Below are 14,359 nucleotides of genomic sequence, written 5' to 3' on the forward strand. Positions count from 1 at the left end.
ATGAATGATGCAATCCGCGCCGATACCATCGTGGCCATCGCCAGTGCCCCCGGCGCGGGCGGTGTCGGCCTGCTGCGCCTGTCCGGTCCGCGCGCAGCGGCCATCGCCAACGCGTTGGGTGCGCCTGCACTGCGCCCGCGCCATGCGCACTACGCACGCCTGCGCGACGCCGATGGCGAGGTCATCGACGATGGCATCGTGCTGTGGTTCCCGGCACCGAACAGCTTCACCGGCGAAGAGGTGGTGGAACTGCAGGGCCACGGCAGTCCGGTCCTGCTGCAGCAACTGGTCGCGCGCTGCATCGCGCTCGGTGCGCGCCAGGCGCGGCCGGGCGAGTTCAGCGAACGCGCGTTCCTCAACGGCAAGCTCGACCTGGCCCAGGCCGAAGCCATCGCCGACCTGATCGCGGCCGGCGACAACCGCGCGGCGCGCGCGGCACGTCGCTCGCTGGACGGCGTGTTCTCGCGCCGCATCGACGCCGTGGTCGAGCAGCTGGTGCTGCTGCGCATCCATGTGGAAGCGGCCATCGACTTCGCCGACGAACCGCTGGATACCCTCGGCGGCGCGCAGGTGCGGCGTGGCCTGGAACAGGCGCGCAGCGACCTGGCCCTGCTGCGCCGCGACGCCGAACGTGGCCGCCGCCTGCGCGATGGCCTGCATGCCGTGCTGATCGGTCCGCCGAATGCCGGCAAGAGCTCACTGCTGAACGCACTGGCCGGCAGCGAACGCGCCATCGTTACCGACATCGCCGGCACCACCCGCGACACCCTGCGCGAGACCATCCGCCTGGATGGCCTGGAACTGACCCTGGTCGACACCGCCGGCCTGCGCGACGGCGGTGACGCCATCGAACGCGAAGGCATGCGCCGCGCCCATGTGGAGATCGAGCGCACCGACCTGGCCCTGATCGTGCTGGATGCGCGCGATCCGGCGGCGGGTGAAGCCGCGCTGGGCGAGGCCGTGGCAGCGGTGCCGCACAAGGTCTACATCCACAACAAATCGGATCTGCTCGATGTGCTGCCGGCGCTGGACGATCCGGACCGCGTGTTCGTCTCCGCTGCGACCGGTGCCGGCCTGGAGGATCTGCACGCGCGCCTGCGTTCGATCGCATCGGCCGGGGCAGGGGAGCAGGTGGATGGCGAGTTCTCGGCGCGCACGCGGCATGTGGATGCAATCGAGCGTGCGCAGGAACACGCGCAGCGCGCCGATGGCGAGCTGGCGCATGAGCACCTGGAACTGGCTGCTGAGGAACTACGGCTGGCGCATGACGCGCTGGGCGAGATCACCGGGCAGATGAGTGCCGATGACCTGCTTGGAAGGATCTTCTCCAGTTTCTGCATCGGGAAGTAACTGTAGAGCCGAGCCCATGCTCGGCTGCTTTAGGTCTCAGCAACTCGGGGTCAGATCCGCGAAGGGCCTCTGACCCCGTGAAATGACGTGATCAGCTCCAATACTCCGGAGTCTTGTCCGGTACGTCTTGAGTACCGGCGCCGACCGAGCTAGCGTGCAGGAAATTCAGGCAAAGGAATTGCGGATGCATCCGGACCATGTTTCCTACGTTCACTTCACAAGCCCGGCGCAGCTCACTCGTGCGTTGAACTCACTGGCGGGCATCATCGAAGGGATCTCCATTGACAGAGAGATCAACGCCGATGAGCGTCGCTTCTTGGCGCACTGGATCCAGGATCATTTGCATCAGCGCCAGCAGCATCCGTTCACTGAGCTGATGCCTGTGCTCGAGCGCTCACTTGGCGAAGGTCGCATGGATGAAGATGCGGCGGAGGATCTGCGATGGTTGATCGACCGGATGTGCTCAAGTGATCGGGTCAATGCCACCACAGCAGATCTCCAGCGACTTCATGCCGTACTGGGCGGAATAATCGCTGATGGCCAGATTTCAGAGGCCGAGCTGCGTGGTCTTTCGGACTGGATGGATGAGCATTCCCATCTACAGGGATGCTGGCCGTACGACGAAATCGGACACCTCGTAGCCAAGGTACTGGCTGATGGTGTGGTGGATGCGCAGGAACAAGATCTGCTTCGCCAGTTCTTCAGCGAGTTCGTCGTCCTCGGCGATGACCGCACCTTGACCGATCCGTCGTTGCAGATCGCCGGTAGTCTGGTCGGGCTTTGTGCGGTGGCTCCCGAGATCCATTTCGAGGAGAGGGGATTCTGCTTTACGGGTGCATCGTCCCGAGGGTCGCGTGCCGATATCCAGGCGCTGGTAACGGCGCGAGGAGGGCGGGTGCACAGTGCACCTTCGAAAAAGGTTGACTACCTGGTGATTGGCGCTGAGGGAAACCCTTGCTGGAGCTACGCCTGCTACGGCCGCAAGGTGGAACGCGCAGTGGAACTGCGCAAGGAAGGACTGCGGATCATGATCGTTCACGAACGCGATTTCCATGACGCCTTGGTCGATTGAAGACGCGGGATCGGAGCCCCTTCGGGGATCCGATCCCAGGTCCCCCACCTGTCACATTGCCGCCGCATACTGACGCCCATCACATACCGCTTGGGGAAGTCGCAGTGAAGTCGTGGGGTTGTGCGTTGCTGTTGTCGCTGGCCGTGGCACCATCGGTGGCCATGAGTGCTGAATCCTCCACCCCGGCCGCGCCCAAGGTGTCGGTCTACGGCCATCGCGGCGCAAGCGCGCTGTTGCCGGAGCACACCCTGGCGGCCTACGCCCAGGCGATCGCCGATGGCGCCGACTACATCGAACCGGACCTGGTGATGACCAAGGACGGGGTGATGGTGGCCCGCCACGAGAACGAGATCGGTGGCACCACCGACGTCGCCTCGCATCCGGAGTTCGCCAGCCGCCGCACCAGCAAGGTCATCGACGGGCAGAAGGTCGACGGCTGGTTCACCGAAGACTTCACCCTGGCCGAGCTGAAGACCCTGTACGCGCGCGAGCGCCTGCCGGAGCTGCGCAGCACCGCCTACGACGGCCAGTTCCGCATCGCCAGCCTGGACGAGATCCTGGCCTTCCTGGTCCAGCAGGCCGGCCGCGCCAACCGCGGCATCGGACTGGTGCCGGAGATCAAGCACCCGACCTACTTCCAGTCGATCGGCCTGCCGATGGAAGACAAGCTGCTGGCCGCGCTGCGCGGCAACGCCTATACCAACGTCGGCCCGGTCACCATCCAGTCGTTCGAGACCGCCAACCTGCGTTACCTGCGCGGCAAGATCCCGCGTGGCAGCAACATCCGCCTGCTGCAGCTGCTGTGGAAGGGCGACACCCAGCCGGCCGACATCGCCAAGGCCGGTGGCACGCTGACCTACGCGCAGATGATAACGCCGGCCGGATTGAAGGATATCGCCAGCTACGCCGACAGCATCGGCCCGGAGCTGCGCTCGATCATTCCGCTGGATGACAAGGGCGCACTGGGCACGCCGACCACGCTGGTGCGCGATGCGCATGCGGTGGGCCTGATGGTGATTCCGTACACCTTCCGCCCGGAGAACCGCTTCCAGGCCAGCAACCTGCGCAAGGGGGCCGACAACGCGCGCAATGCAGAGGGATCGATCGCCGAAATGCGTGCCTACCTGGCCACCGGCATCGATGCCTTCTTCACCGACGACCCGGCACTGGGCAGGCAGGCGGTGGATGGCACGGGCGCGGCAGGGAACTGAGCGATCAACGCCGCCGGGCATGGGCCGGCGCTACCCGGGGTGCCGGTGTGCTCCGGTAGGTGCCAACCTTGGTTGGCACACAACAACCGCGCCGACCAAGGTCGGCCACTACTGGGTCATGAGGTTGCCGGCCAGCGGCCGGCACTACCGTCACCTAGCTGCGCGGCTCGTCCGGCCGGCGGAACGGGATCACCACGTAGTCCTGGCCTTCGCGCGGCTGCCACAGCACCGGCACGCGCTGCGGTGACGGCGGCTCCAGCTCGTCGTCGGGCAGCGGTTCGATGTCTTCTTCCTCGTCTTCCCAGCTGTAGCGCGGGCGCGGCGGCAGCGGGTCGGCATTGCGGAACAGCAGCGCGGCGATGATGCCGGCGAAGGCGCCGCCCATGTGCGACTGCCAGGACACGCCGTCGGCGTGCGGCAGGATGGTCATCAGCATGCCGCCGTAGAACAGCATGCCGATCAGGCCGGTGGCAATCGCCGCGCGATCGCGGCGCAGCAGGCCCAGGCTGGCCAGCAGGAACATCAGGCCATGGGTCACGCCACTGGCGCCCAGGTGCACGCTGCCCGGATTGCCAAGCATCCACGCGCCGATGCCCGAGCCCAGCCACAGCAGGGGCAGCGCGCGAACGGTGGCTTTCGGGTAGACGCTGCCGGCCAGCGTGCCGAGGATCAGGATCGCAATGCTGTTGGCGACGATGTGCTCGACCGAGGCATGCAGCATCGGGCCGCCGATCAGGCCAAGCAGGCCCTTGGCTTCCAGCGGCGCGACCGCCCACGGTCGCCAGTCGAACGTGCCCTGCAGCGCGAACACGGCCACCAGCACCAGCACGGCGGCCAGGCTGGCATTGAACGCCCGCAGGATGCGCGAGCGGTCATTGCGGGGGGCCGGCACGTCGCCAGCGGGCAGGGGCGCGTTGTTGTCCATACCTCAGCAATGGCGGTGGTTGGCGTGAAACCAAGGCCACCGCAGCGGGAGAGTGGAAACGGCCGGCGGGACAATCCCACCGGCCGCGTCATCCAGCGGCTCAGGCTCAGGCCTGGCCTTCGCCTTCCTTCGGCGGGTACTTCAGGCTCAGCACCACGGTGGCGGCGATGATCACCGCGACCACGCCCAGCGACACCGGGGTCGGGATCTTGAACAGGTCGATGATCATCATCTTGATGCCGATGAAGCCCAGCACCAGCGCCAGGCCATACGGCAGCAGGTGGAAGCGGTCGGCCATGCCGGCCAGCAGGAAGAACATCGCACGCAGGCCCAGCACCGCGAACACGTTGGAGGTGAGCACGATGAACGGGTCGGTGGTGATCGCGAAGATCGCCGGGATGCTGTCCACCGCGAAGATCACGTCGGTGACCGCGATCAGGATCAGCACCGCGAACAGCGGGGTGAACCAGCGCACGCCATCACGCTTCACGCTCAGCGCGTTGCCCGCGTAGTCCGGCAGCAGGCGCAGGTGCTTACGCATCCAGCGCAGGGCCGGGTTGGTCTCCAGGTCCGGCTCCTGGCCGGCGGCGAACCACATCTTCCAGCCGGTGAACAGCAGGAAGGCACCGAACACGTAGAGCAGCCAATGGAACTGGCTGATCAGCACGCTGCCGGCGAAGATCATGATCGTACGCAGCACGATCGCGCCCAGGATGCCGATGATCAGCACCTTCTGGCGCTGTTCCTCCGGCACCGCGAAGTAGCTCATGATCATCAGGAAGACAAAGATGTTGTCGACCGCCAGCGCCTTTTCGACCAGGTATCCGGTCAGGAACTCGAGGCCGACCTTGTTGGCCACTACCTGGCCGGCAGTCTCATTCAGGTAGTACCAGAGGCCCGCATTGAACAGCAGGGCCAGCGCAACCCAGCCGATGGACCACCACAGGGCCTCCTTGAAGGTGACCTTGTGCGGTCCACCATGGCGCATCAACACGAGGTCGACCAGCAGGGCGATGACCACCACCGCTGCGAAGCCGCCCCACAACCACACGTTACCGATCGTCTGCATTGGGAATGTCCGTTGGAAAGATGAATGCCAGGCCGGACGGCGAGGATCTGCAACGGAGGATCGGGAGGGGGATCCAGGGACAGAGCTTCGCCAGTACGGCGAAGGTCTCGCTCGCAGTTCCAGTCGGCTGGAACTGCCGTTGCACCGGAGCCTGCGGGCTCGAAATGACGGCGACAACGTCTGGGAGCTACTCCCCTTCTGACGCCGATTCTGCGGCCTGGCCGGGCCGCCGTCAAATGCCCCTGCACTGGGGTCGAGTCCCCAACCGGGCTCCGCACCCCCGCTCTGGTAGATGCCAACCTTGGTTGGCATACCGGCCGGGGGGCAGAGCCCCTACGGGAATCTGACCCCGGCGCCCGGTTTACAATAGGTGGATGAATACCCCCCTTCCGATTGTCCGCCTCAAGAATGCGTGGCGTTCCAGCCACCCGTGGATCTTCCAGAAACTGGTCGAGAAGCCGACCGTCCGGCCCAAGCCCGGTTCCATCGTCGACGTGGTCGGCATCGATGGTGAGTTCATTGGCCGCGGGTTCTACAACGGGCACTCGCGCATCGCCGTGCGCATCCTCGAAACCGATCAGAACGTGCCGGTCGATGCCGGCTGGTTCTCGCGCAAGATCGCCCAGGCGGTGTCGCTGCGCCGTGAGGTGCTCAAGCTCGATGCGGTCTCCGATGCCTGGCGCGTGGTGCACAGCGAAGGCGACGGCCTGTCCGGCCTGGTGGTCGATCGCTATGGCGATCTGGTGGTGGTCGAGTTCTTCGCCGCCGGCATGTTCCGCCATCGCGAGTGGATCTACGACGCCCTGCGCGAGCAGTTCCCGGGTTGCCGCTTCCACAGCTTCGCCGACGAGCACGTGCAGAAGCAGGAAAGTTTCGACTTCCACGGCAACACCACCACCGAAGCGTCGGTGATCACCGAGTACGGCATCAAGTTCCGCGCCGATCCGGCCGGTGCGCACAAGACCGGTTTCTTTGCCGACCAGCGCGAGAACCGCGAATGGCTGAGCCAGCAGGTGGAAGGCAAGAGCGTGCTGGACCTGTGCTGCAACACCGGCGGTTTCGCCGTGTATGCGGCGGCGCGTGGCGCTTCGGAAGTGGTCGGCATCGACATCGATGAAGACGTCATCCAGATCGCCAAGGGCAATTCGCGCCTGAACAACGTGCGCCCGAAGTTCGTCCAGTCCGACATCTTCCCGTGGCTGCGCGATGCCGCCAACCGCGGCGAGCAGTACGACGTGGTGATCCTGGACCCGGCGAAGATGACCCGCGACCGCGACCAGGTCATCACCGCGCTGAAGAAGTACCTGGACATGAACAAGCTGGCGCTGGGCGTGGTGAAGCCGGGCGGCCTGTTCGCCACGTTCTCGTGCACCGGCCTGGTGGCCGAGGACCAGTTCCTCGACATGCTGCGCCGCGCGGCCTACTTCTCTGGCCGCACGATCCAGATCCTGAAGGTCGCTGGTGCGGGTCCGGACCATCCGTTCATGGCCCACGTGCAGGAATCGCGTTACCTGAAGGCTGTGTTCTGCCGCGTGGTGGATTGACCGCGGGACGCTGTAGAGCCGAGCCCATGCTCGGCTGATCTGCCTGACAGCCTCAAGATCCGCCGGGCGTGGCCCGGCGCTACCCAATGCGCGGCCGCAGCGCTATGGTCGGGCTCTTCCCATTGCCGGTGAGAGCCCATGCCATCGTTGCGCCACCTGTCCGTCGTGCTTGCCCTGGCGCTCTGCGCGCCGCTGTCGGCTCATGCCATCGAGTTCAGCGCACAGGAACTGGCCCGCGCCAAGGCCCTGCAGCAGCGCCTGGTCACCCTCGACAGCCATCTGGATACGCCGGCCAATTTCGGCCGCAGCGGCTTCGACATCGAGCAGCGCCACGACCGCAACGCGCTCTCGCAGGTGGACTACCCGCGCATGGTCGAAGGCGCGCTGGACGGCGGTTTCTGGGCGATCTACACCGACCAGGGCGACCGCACCGCCGCCGCCCATCTGGCCGAGCGTGACCACGGCCTGCAGCGGCTGCTGGAGATCCGCGAAATGCTGGCCGCCAATCCCGAGCGTTTCGCGCTGGCATTGACCGCCGATGACGCGGCGCGGATCAAGGCTGCCGGCAAGCGCGTGGTCTACATCAGCATGGAAAATGCCAGCCCGCTGGTTGCCGATTCCAGCCTGCTCTCGTTCTACCACCGCGCCGGCCTGCGCCTGCTCAGCACCGTGCATTTCGCCAACAACGAGTTCGCCGATTCGGCCACCGACCCCAAGGGCGCGGAATGGAAAGGACTTAGCCCGGCCGGCAAGGAGCTGGTGCGGCAGGCGGTGAAGCTGGGCATCGTGATCGACCAGTCACATGCGTCGGACGCGGTGTTCGATGACCTGCTGGCAATGATGCCGGTACCGTTCGTGCTGTCGCACAGCTCGGCCAAGGCGGTCTACGACCACCCGCGCAATCTCGACGACGCGCGCCTGCGCAAGCTGGCCAAGGCCGGCGGCGTGATCCAGGTGAATGCCTATGGCGGTTACCTGATCGACACCGCAAAGACGCCCGAGCGCAAGCAGGCCGAGGAAGCGCTGAGCAAACAGCTGGGTGGCTGGGAAGGCATGGGCATCGAACAGGGCGTTGCCCTGCTGAAGGCCGAGCAGGCGCTGGACCACGAGCATCCAGTGCGCCATGCCAGCCTGGACGATTTCTTCGCCCACTTCGAGCACATCCTCAAGGTGGTCGGCCCCGAGCACGTGGGCATTGGCCTGGACTGGGATGGCGGCGGTGGCCTGAGTGACCTGCCCGATGTCAGCCAGCTGCCGAAGATCACCGCGTGGCTGCTGCGCAAGGGCTATACCGAGAAGCAGATTGCCGGCATCTGGGGCGGCAACCTGCTGCGGGTGATGCGCCAGGCGCAGGAGTACGCCGCTGCTCCGTAGAGTCGAGTGGTGCTCGACTCTACAGAGGGGCGCCGGGCCATGCCCGGCGGCGCCCTTATTTCGCGATCAACGCATGGCGACGGCTGTACAGGAAGTACAGCACCAGGCCGGCCACGTTCCACAGCAGGAAGTACAGCTGGGTGGTATGCGGCAGGCTGATGAACAGGTAGATGCAGCCCAGCGCGGCCAGCGGGCCGACCACGAAGGCCAGCGGCGTACGGAACGTGCGTTCGCGGTTGGGCTCGCGCAGGCGCAGCACCACCAGGCAGATGCCTACCGCAGTGAACGCGGCCAGGGTACCGGCGTTGGCCAGTGCGGCGATCTCGTCCAGGCGGGCGACACCGGCCAGCGCCGACACCACCACCGCAGTGAACAGCGTGGTCGCCACCGGCGTGCCGGTACGTGCGTTCACCTTGGACAGGCGACGCGGCAGCAGGCCATCGCGGCTCATCACGAAGAAGATGCGGCTCTGGCCGTACAGGAAGGCCAACAGCACGGTCGGCAGGGCGATGATCGCAATCACGCCGATCACCATCGCCGCGGTCGGATGGCCCAGCTGGCGCATGATCAGGGCCAGCGGCTCGGCGCTGTGGCCGAACACCGCGTAGCTCATCGCACCCACGGCGGCCAGCGCCACCAGCACGTAGACGATGGTGCAGCCGATCATCGAACCGATGATGCCGATCGACAGGTCGCGGCCCGGGTTCTTGGTTTCCTCGGCGGCGGTGGAGATCGCATCGAAGCCGTAGAAGGCGAAGAAGATGATGGCCGCTGCCGCCATCACGCCGTGCTCGACGCCATCAGGGCCCATCGACTTGGCGAAACCGTAGGGCATGAACGGCTGCAGGTTGGCGCTGTCGAACGCAGGCAGGGCCACGGCCACGAAGATGGCCAGCGCGATCAGCTTGAACACCACCAGGATGGCGTTGAGCGTCGCGCTCTCCTTGGTGCCGGCCATCAGCATGCCGGCCACCAGCCAGGTGATGATGATCGCCGGCAGATTGATCATGCCGCCTTCCACATGCGGGCCGGCCGCCAGCCAGGCCGGCAGGTGCACGTTCCAGCCGAACTGGGTATGGACCCATTCGAGGAAGCCGACGAAGTAGCCGGACCAGCCCACCGCCACCGTACTCACCACCAGCGAGTACTCCAGGATCAGGCTCCAGCCCACCACCCAGGCGAACACTTCGCCCAGCGCGCTGTAGCTGTAGGTGTAGGCACTGCCGGCGGCCGGCATCATCGTCGACAGCTCGGCGTAGGACAGCGCCGCACAGGCGCAGACCGCACCGGCGATGGCGAAGGAGATCAGCACGGCCGGGCCGGCCAGGTTGGCACCCACGCCGATCAGCGTATAGATGCCGGTACCGACGATGGCGCCGATGCCCAACGCGATCAGGTGCGGCCAGCTGAGCGTGGGGATCAGGCGCCTGCCGGCTTCGTGGACGGTGACGGAATCTAGGGACTTGCGCCGGAACAGGGACATGCAGGCCTCGGAAGGGGTGACTAAGAACGACAAGTTCCCGAGTGTGACCGAACGCAGCGCAGCATTACCACTGACGGGGGTCATGCATAGCGGGGCGCGCGCTGCGCCCCGGCCAGGCTGCCGGAATCGGCACAATCCGGCGGCAGCCACCGGTGTGCATTGGTCCCGGCCGCTGCTACGACTGGATGTTGGCCATGCCGCTGACCGAATAGCGCTCACCGGCCGCGGCATGCGGCGGGAAGGCCGCATCCAGTGCGTCCAGCGTGGCCGCATCCAGTTCCACCTGCAGCGCACCGAGGTTCTCGTCCAGCCGTACCCGCCGCGTCGTGCCCGGAATCGGCACGATGTGCTCGCCGCGCGACAGCACCCAGGCCAGCGCCAGCTGCGAGGCGGCGATGCCGCGCTCGGCGGCCAGCGTCTGTACGGTGTCCACCAGTGCAAGGTTGCGCTGGAAGTTTTCGCCTTCGAAGCGGGGCGAGGTGCGCCGGTAATCGTCGGCGTCGAAGTCGTCCGGGCTGCGGATGGCGCCGGTCAGGAAGCCACGGCCCAGCGGCGAATACGGCACGAAGCCGATGCCCAGTTCCGCCGTGGTGGCCAGCACTCCGTTCTGCTCCGGATCGCGCGACCACAGCGAGTACTCGCTCTGCACCGCCGTGATCGGGTGGACCGCATGGGCACGGCGGAGGGTGGCCGCCGAGGCCTCGGACAGGCCCAGCCAGCGCACCTTGCCCTGTTCCACCAGGCGTGCCATCGCACCTACGGTGTCCTCGATCGGCACGGTCGGGTCGACGCGGTGCTGATAGTACAGGTCGATGTGGTCCACGCCCAGGCGGCGCAGGCTGGCCTCGCAGGCGGCCTGCACATAGTCCGGGTGGCCGTTGACCGGCCGCCCCTTCGGGTCGGTCGGGTCCAGGCCGATACCGAACTTGCTGGCCAGGAACACCTGGTTGCGGCGGCCGGCAATCGCGCGGCCGACCAGCACCTCGTTGGTGTGCGGGCCATACACATCGGCGGTGTCGAGCAGGGTCACGCCCCGGTCCAGCGCGTGCCGGATGACGGCAATGCCGTCATCGTCACTGCCGCGGCCGCCGTAGTAGGCGCTCATGCCCATGCAGCCCAGGCCGAGGGTGGACACGGTGGGGCCGGCGCGGCCGAGAGTACGGGTCTTCATGCGGATCTCCTTGGGGAAGGCGCCACGCCTGGATGGGCAGTGACGAGGGGCACAGCATCCCTCCACGTCATCATGTGGATAAACTGCGTGCCACCGGACTTACCTTGAAGACTGGCTTCACAATGGATGCCTCCGTCCCCCTCACCGCTGTGGTCGCCTTCGTCCACGTGGCCGAGCACGCCAGCTTTACCCGCGCCGCCGATGCCCTGGGCGTGTCGACCTCGGCGCTGTCACAGAGCGTGCGCGCGCTGGAAGCGCGGATGGGCGTGCGCCTGCTGCAGCGGACCACACGGCGGGTCAGCCTGACCGAACACGGCGCGCGCTTCCTGCAGCGCGTGCGCGGCGGCCTGGACCAGATCGACCAGGCCTTTGCCGAACTGGACAGCGCGCGCTCGGTGCCTGCCGGGCGGCTGCGTGTGACCCTGCCGCGCATCGTCGCCGATCGCATGGTCCTGCCGCGGCTGCCCGATTTCCTTGCGCGCTACCCGCAGGTGCAGGTGGAACTGTGCGTCGACCCGGCGCTGACCGATCTGGTGGCCGAGGGCTTCGACGCCGGCATCCGCCTCGGCGAATCACTCGCACAGGGCATGATCGCGGTGCCGGTCGGGCCACCTGAGCGCCAGGTGGTGGTGGCCACGCCGGCCTATTTCGAACGCCATGGCGTGCCGCAGACCCCGCATGACCTGCAGGGCCACGCCTGCATCGTGCACCGCCTGGCCAATGGCCGGCTGATGCCCTGGGAGTTCAGCCGCGAAGGCCACGACCTGGACGTGGAAGTGAGCGGGCGGCTGGTGTTCAACGATGCCGGCGTCGCCCATCACGCTGTGCTGGCGGGGCTGGGCATGGCCCAAGGCTTCGCTTCGCTGATGGCCGACGACATCGCCGCTGGGCGACTGCAGAGCGTGCTGCAGGACTGGCAGCCGCCGTTCCCCGGCTTCCACCTGTACTACCCCGCGCGTGAGCAGATGGCGCCCAAGCTGCGGGTGTTCATCGATCACCTGCGCGCGGAGATGCACCACCGGTAGATGCCAACCTTGGTTGGCATGCTTCAATCGACCACGCGCGCCGCTACGCCTCCCGGCCAATGGCAGCCATCCTCGTGCCACGCCTCGACGTCCTCGTTGAACTCGATACGTCGCCCGTCGCGGGCGCGCTCGTAGCTGAAACCGTAGACGTGCGCGCCCTGGGTGCTCAGGTAGTAGCGCCCATTGAGGCGGCCACCGATGCGTTCTTCCCAGACGCTGTCGAACTGGTACGGGCGGTCTTCGGCCAGCACCGTCGTTTCCTGCGACACCTGTTGCAGTTGCAGGCGGCCTCGCTGCCCGGCGTACTGCACGTCGGCGCTGCCATCGTCCAGCCAGCGCCACAGCAGGTGGATGCCGTCGTTGCGGCCCCCGGTGAGGCAGCGATGGTCCTGCACGCTGGCCGCTGCGGTGTCGGCCAGAAGCCCGATGAACACCAGCACCAGCAGCCGCCGGATCATCCGTTCAGCCCCAACCGGATGCCGAACCCCACCAGGAACAGGCCGGCCACGCGGCGCAGCGCATCGCTGATCCGCGGGTGCTGGATCAACCGGCGACGGGCCAGGTTGCCCACACCGATCAGCATCGAGCAGTAGCCGATGCTGACCACCAGGATGATGCCGGCCAGTGCCGCGAAGGTGGCGATGCCCTGGTGTGCCTTCGGATCGATGAACAACGGCAGGAAGGCCATGTAGAACAGGATCGCCTTCGGGTTGAGCAGGCTGACCAGGATCGCCTGCTGGAAATAGCGGCCGGGCTGCATGCGGATCGGGCCAGCGTCGCCACCCTCGTGCTTGGGCGTGCGCAGCAGGCTGATGCCCACCCACACCAGGTAGGCCGCACCCAGGTACTGCACGGCGTGGAACACCAGCGGGTTGGCCTTGAGCAGTGCGGCCACGCCGGCCAGCGCCAGCCACATCAGGATCTGGTCGCCGACCAGCAGGCCGGCCAATGCGGTGTAGCCGCCACGCACGCCGCCCCGGCCGGTGGCGGTCAGCAGGGTGAAGGTGCCGGGGCCGGGCAGGGCGAGAAACACCAGCACGGCGACCAGAAACGTCCACAGGTCCTGGATGCCCATCCACGGCATGGCAGTGTTCTCTCTTACGGGGGGCCGCCATTGTCGGCCAGCGCCGGGACTGGCGACAGGGGGCCGGCAGGACCTTCGGGCATGCCAGACAGCAGAGGTTGCAGGTGCTGGCGCAGCTGCGCGTGCAGCTGCCGCACCGCCGGCGAGAACTGCTTGCGGTGTGGGCACACCAGATGCAGTGGAATGTGGCTGCCGACGCCGTCGAGCAGCAGCTGCAGGCGCCCGGCCAGCACGTCTTCGCGCAGGTCCAGCCAGGATTTGTAGGTGATGCCTTCGCCGGCCACGGCCCAGCGCCGCACCACATCGGCGTCATCGCAGACCAGCGGGCCGCGCACCGGTATCACCGCCCGGCGGCCGTCGACGTCGAATGACCAACGATCGTAGGCGCGGCCACTGAGCTGGTAGACCAGGCAGTCATGCTCACGCAGATCGTCCAGGCGCGCAGGCACGCCGCGCCGCTGCAGGTAATCGGGCGAGGCGGCCAACACGCGGCGGTTGCCTTCCAGCAGGGGCAGGGCGACGTAGTTGGCGTCGTCGAAGTGGCCGATGCGGATGGCCACGTCGACCGGGTCGCGGAACACATCAGCCACTTCGTCGGACAGGCGCAGGTGCAGGCGCAGCCGCGGGTGCGCGGCGCGGAAGGCGCTCAGCCAGGGCAGCAGCAGGTTGCGGCCGAGGTCCGAGGGCGCCGACAGCTGCAGGGTGCCGTGCAGCTCGGTGTCCTCGCCCTGCACGCGCGCCTGGCCCTCGCGCAGGGTGGCCAGCACCTCCTGCGCATACGGCAGGTACAGCGCGCCCTCGCCGGTCAGGCGCAGGCTGCGGGTGGTGCGCACGAACAGGCGCAGGTCCAGCTCGCGTTCCAGCCGCGCTACGGCAGCAGCGACCTGGCCGGGTAACAGATCAGCTTCGCGGGCGGCCTGCGAGAAGCTGCCCAGCGCGGCCGTGCGGACGAACAACTGCAGGTCGTCGAAGCGGATCATCTTCATTGCCGGAGTGAAAGTGCTGCCTGATTCTGCGCCTTTCTGAGCGGCCGTGCGCAGCGCAACCTGTC

13 protein-coding genes are annotated in these 14,359 nt (G+C 67.0%); 6 read left to right on the plus strand and 7 right to left on the minus strand.

The window, feature by feature from the left end; all coding sequences use genetic code 11:
• From mnmE to AC5P6E_RS17250, 3 genes are all read left to right on the plus strand, one after another.
• Positions 1-1,350 carry a tRNA uridine-5-carboxymethylaminomethyl(34) synthesis GTPase MnmE gene (gene mnmE, locus AC5P6E_RS17240; protein WP_010487439.1) on the plus strand — a complete coding sequence of 450 codons (1,350 nt, stop codon included), beginning with the start codon at positions 1-3 and terminating at the stop codon, positions 1,348-1,350.
• A 154-nt stretch (positions 1,351-1,504) separates the two neighbouring features.
• A complete protein-coding gene (locus AC5P6E_RS17245; protein ID WP_227199920.1) occupies positions 1,505-2,422 on the plus strand; it encodes a BRCT domain-containing protein in 918 nt (305 codons plus the stop codon).
• A gap of 104 nt (positions 2,423-2,526) precedes the next feature.
• Entirely contained in the window at positions 2,527-3,633 is a 1,107-nt protein-coding gene (locus tag AC5P6E_RS17250) for a glycerophosphodiester phosphodiesterase (protein ID WP_019336828.1), read from the plus strand.
• A gap of 154 nt (positions 3,634-3,787) precedes the next feature.
• On the opposite strand, the gene AC5P6E_RS17255 is transcribed toward AC5P6E_RS17250, so the two are convergent.
• Together AC5P6E_RS17255 and AC5P6E_RS17260 are read right to left on the minus strand one after the other, a co-directional pair.
• Positions 3,788-4,558 carry a rhomboid family intramembrane serine protease gene (locus tag AC5P6E_RS17255; protein WP_019336827.1) on the minus strand — a complete coding sequence of 257 codons (771 nt, stop codon included), beginning with the start codon at positions 4,556-4,558 and terminating at the stop codon, positions 3,788-3,790.
• A 106-nt stretch (positions 4,559-4,664) separates the two neighbouring features.
• Entirely contained in the window at positions 4,665-5,627 is a 963-nt protein-coding gene (locus tag AC5P6E_RS17260) for a TerC family protein (RefSeq protein ID WP_010487446.1), read from the minus strand.
• Positions 5,628-6,001: 374 nt separating this feature from the next.
• On the opposite strand from AC5P6E_RS17260, the gene AC5P6E_RS17265 reads away from it, so the two are divergent.
• Together AC5P6E_RS17265 and AC5P6E_RS17270 are read left to right on the plus strand one after the other, a co-directional pair.
• On the plus strand, positions 6,002-7,171 hold the full coding sequence (locus tag AC5P6E_RS17265) for a class I SAM-dependent rRNA methyltransferase (RefSeq protein WP_010487449.1): 1,170 nt from the start codon (positions 6,002-6,004) through the stop codon (positions 7,169-7,171).
• 138 nt (positions 7,172-7,309) lie between these two features.
• The gene (locus AC5P6E_RS17270) at positions 7,310-8,545 is read left to right on the plus strand and encodes a dipeptidase (protein WP_019336826.1); all 1,236 of its coding nucleotides are present in this window, start codon (positions 7,310-7,312) and stop codon (positions 8,543-8,545) included.
• Positions 8,546-8,600: 55 nt separating this feature from the next.
• Here AC5P6E_RS17270 and AC5P6E_RS17275 read toward each other — a convergent pair whose 3' ends face one another.
• Positions 8,601-10,028 carry an amino acid permease gene (locus tag AC5P6E_RS17275; protein WP_010487453.1) on the minus strand — a complete coding sequence of 476 codons (1,428 nt, stop codon included), beginning with the start codon at positions 10,026-10,028 and terminating at the stop codon, positions 8,601-8,603.
• Positions 10,029-10,203: 175 nt separating this feature from the next.
• A complete protein-coding gene (locus AC5P6E_RS17280; protein WP_010487455.1) occupies positions 10,204-11,199 on the minus strand; it encodes an aldo/keto reductase in 996 nt (331 codons plus the stop codon).
• 122 nt (positions 11,200-11,321) lie between these two features.
• On the opposite strand from AC5P6E_RS17280, the gene AC5P6E_RS17285 reads away from it, so the two are divergent.
• Positions 11,322-12,224: a LysR family transcriptional regulator gene (locus tag AC5P6E_RS17285; RefSeq protein WP_029380155.1), complete on the plus strand. Its 903-nt coding sequence runs from the start codon at positions 11,322-11,324 to the stop codon at positions 12,222-12,224.
• 23 nt (positions 12,225-12,247) lie between these two features.
• Here the strand turns inward: AC5P6E_RS17285 and AC5P6E_RS17290 are convergent, their stop codons facing one another.
• The 3 genes from AC5P6E_RS17290 to AC5P6E_RS17300 are packed head-to-tail and all read right to left on the minus strand — an operon-like array spanning position 12,248 to position 14,294.
• Complete coding sequence (locus AC5P6E_RS17290) at positions 12,248-12,682, minus strand: hypothetical protein (RefSeq protein ID WP_010487459.1); 435 nt, start codon at positions 12,680-12,682, stop codon at positions 12,248-12,250.
• Positions 12,679-13,308, minus strand: a complete 630-nt coding sequence (leuE, locus tag AC5P6E_RS17295) for a leucine efflux protein LeuE (RefSeq protein ID WP_010487461.1) — start codon at positions 13,306-13,308, stop codon at positions 12,679-12,681. The genes AC5P6E_RS17290 and leuE overlap by 4 nt, the downstream gene beginning before the upstream one ends.
• A 14-nt stretch (positions 13,309-13,322) precedes the next feature.
• Positions 13,323-14,294 carry a LysR family transcriptional regulator gene (locus AC5P6E_RS17300; RefSeq protein ID WP_495231126.1) on the minus strand — a complete coding sequence of 324 codons (972 nt, stop codon included), beginning with the start codon at positions 14,292-14,294 and terminating at the stop codon, positions 13,323-13,325.
• Positions 14,295-14,359 lie beyond the last annotated feature (65 nt).

The organism is Stenotrophomonas sp. YJH_SMC_16, from assembly GCF_059367875.1.

What these genes read in the sequence shown, in the direction of transcription:
- AC5P6E_RS17275 (WP_010487453.1), bottom strand. Translation starts at nt 10,028, where the DNA reads ATGTCCCTGTTCCGGCGCAAGTCCCTAGATTCCGTCACCGTCCACGAA.
- AC5P6E_RS17270 (WP_019336826.1), top strand. Translation starts at nt 7,310, where the DNA reads ATGCCATCGTTGCGCCACCTGTCCGTCGTGCTTGCCCTGGCGCTCTGC.
- AC5P6E_RS17255 (WP_019336827.1), bottom strand. Translation starts at nt 4,558, where the DNA reads ATGGACAACAACGCGCCCCTGCCCGCTGGCGACGTGCCGGCCCCCCGC.
- AC5P6E_RS17290 (WP_010487459.1), bottom strand. Translation starts at nt 12,682, where the DNA reads ATGATCCGGCGGCTGCTGGTGCTGGTGTTCATCGGGCTTCTGGCCGAC.
- AC5P6E_RS17260 (WP_010487446.1), bottom strand. Translation starts at nt 5,627, where the DNA reads ATGCAGACGATCGGTAACGTGTGGTTGTGGGGCGGCTTCGCAGCGGTG.
- AC5P6E_RS17265 (WP_010487449.1), top strand. Translation starts at nt 6,002, where the DNA reads ATGAATACCCCCCTTCCGATTGTCCGCCTCAAGAATGCGTGGCGTTCC.
- AC5P6E_RS17300 (WP_495231126.1), bottom strand. Translation starts at nt 14,294, where the DNA reads ATGAAGATGATCCGCTTCGACGACCTGCAGTTGTTCGTCCGCACGGCC.
- AC5P6E_RS17285 (WP_029380155.1), top strand. Translation starts at nt 11,322, where the DNA reads ATGGATGCCTCCGTCCCCCTCACCGCTGTGGTCGCCTTCGTCCACGTG.
- AC5P6E_RS17280 (WP_010487455.1), bottom strand. Translation starts at nt 11,199, where the DNA reads ATGAAGACCCGTACTCTCGGCCGCGCCGGCCCCACCGTGTCCACCCTC.
- mnmE (WP_010487439.1), top strand. Translation starts at nt 1, where the DNA reads ATGAATGATGCAATCCGCGCCGATACCATCGTGGCCATCGCCAGTGCC.
- leuE (WP_010487461.1), bottom strand. Translation starts at nt 13,308, where the DNA reads ATGCCGTGGATGGGCATCCAGGACCTGTGGACGTTTCTGGTCGCCGTG.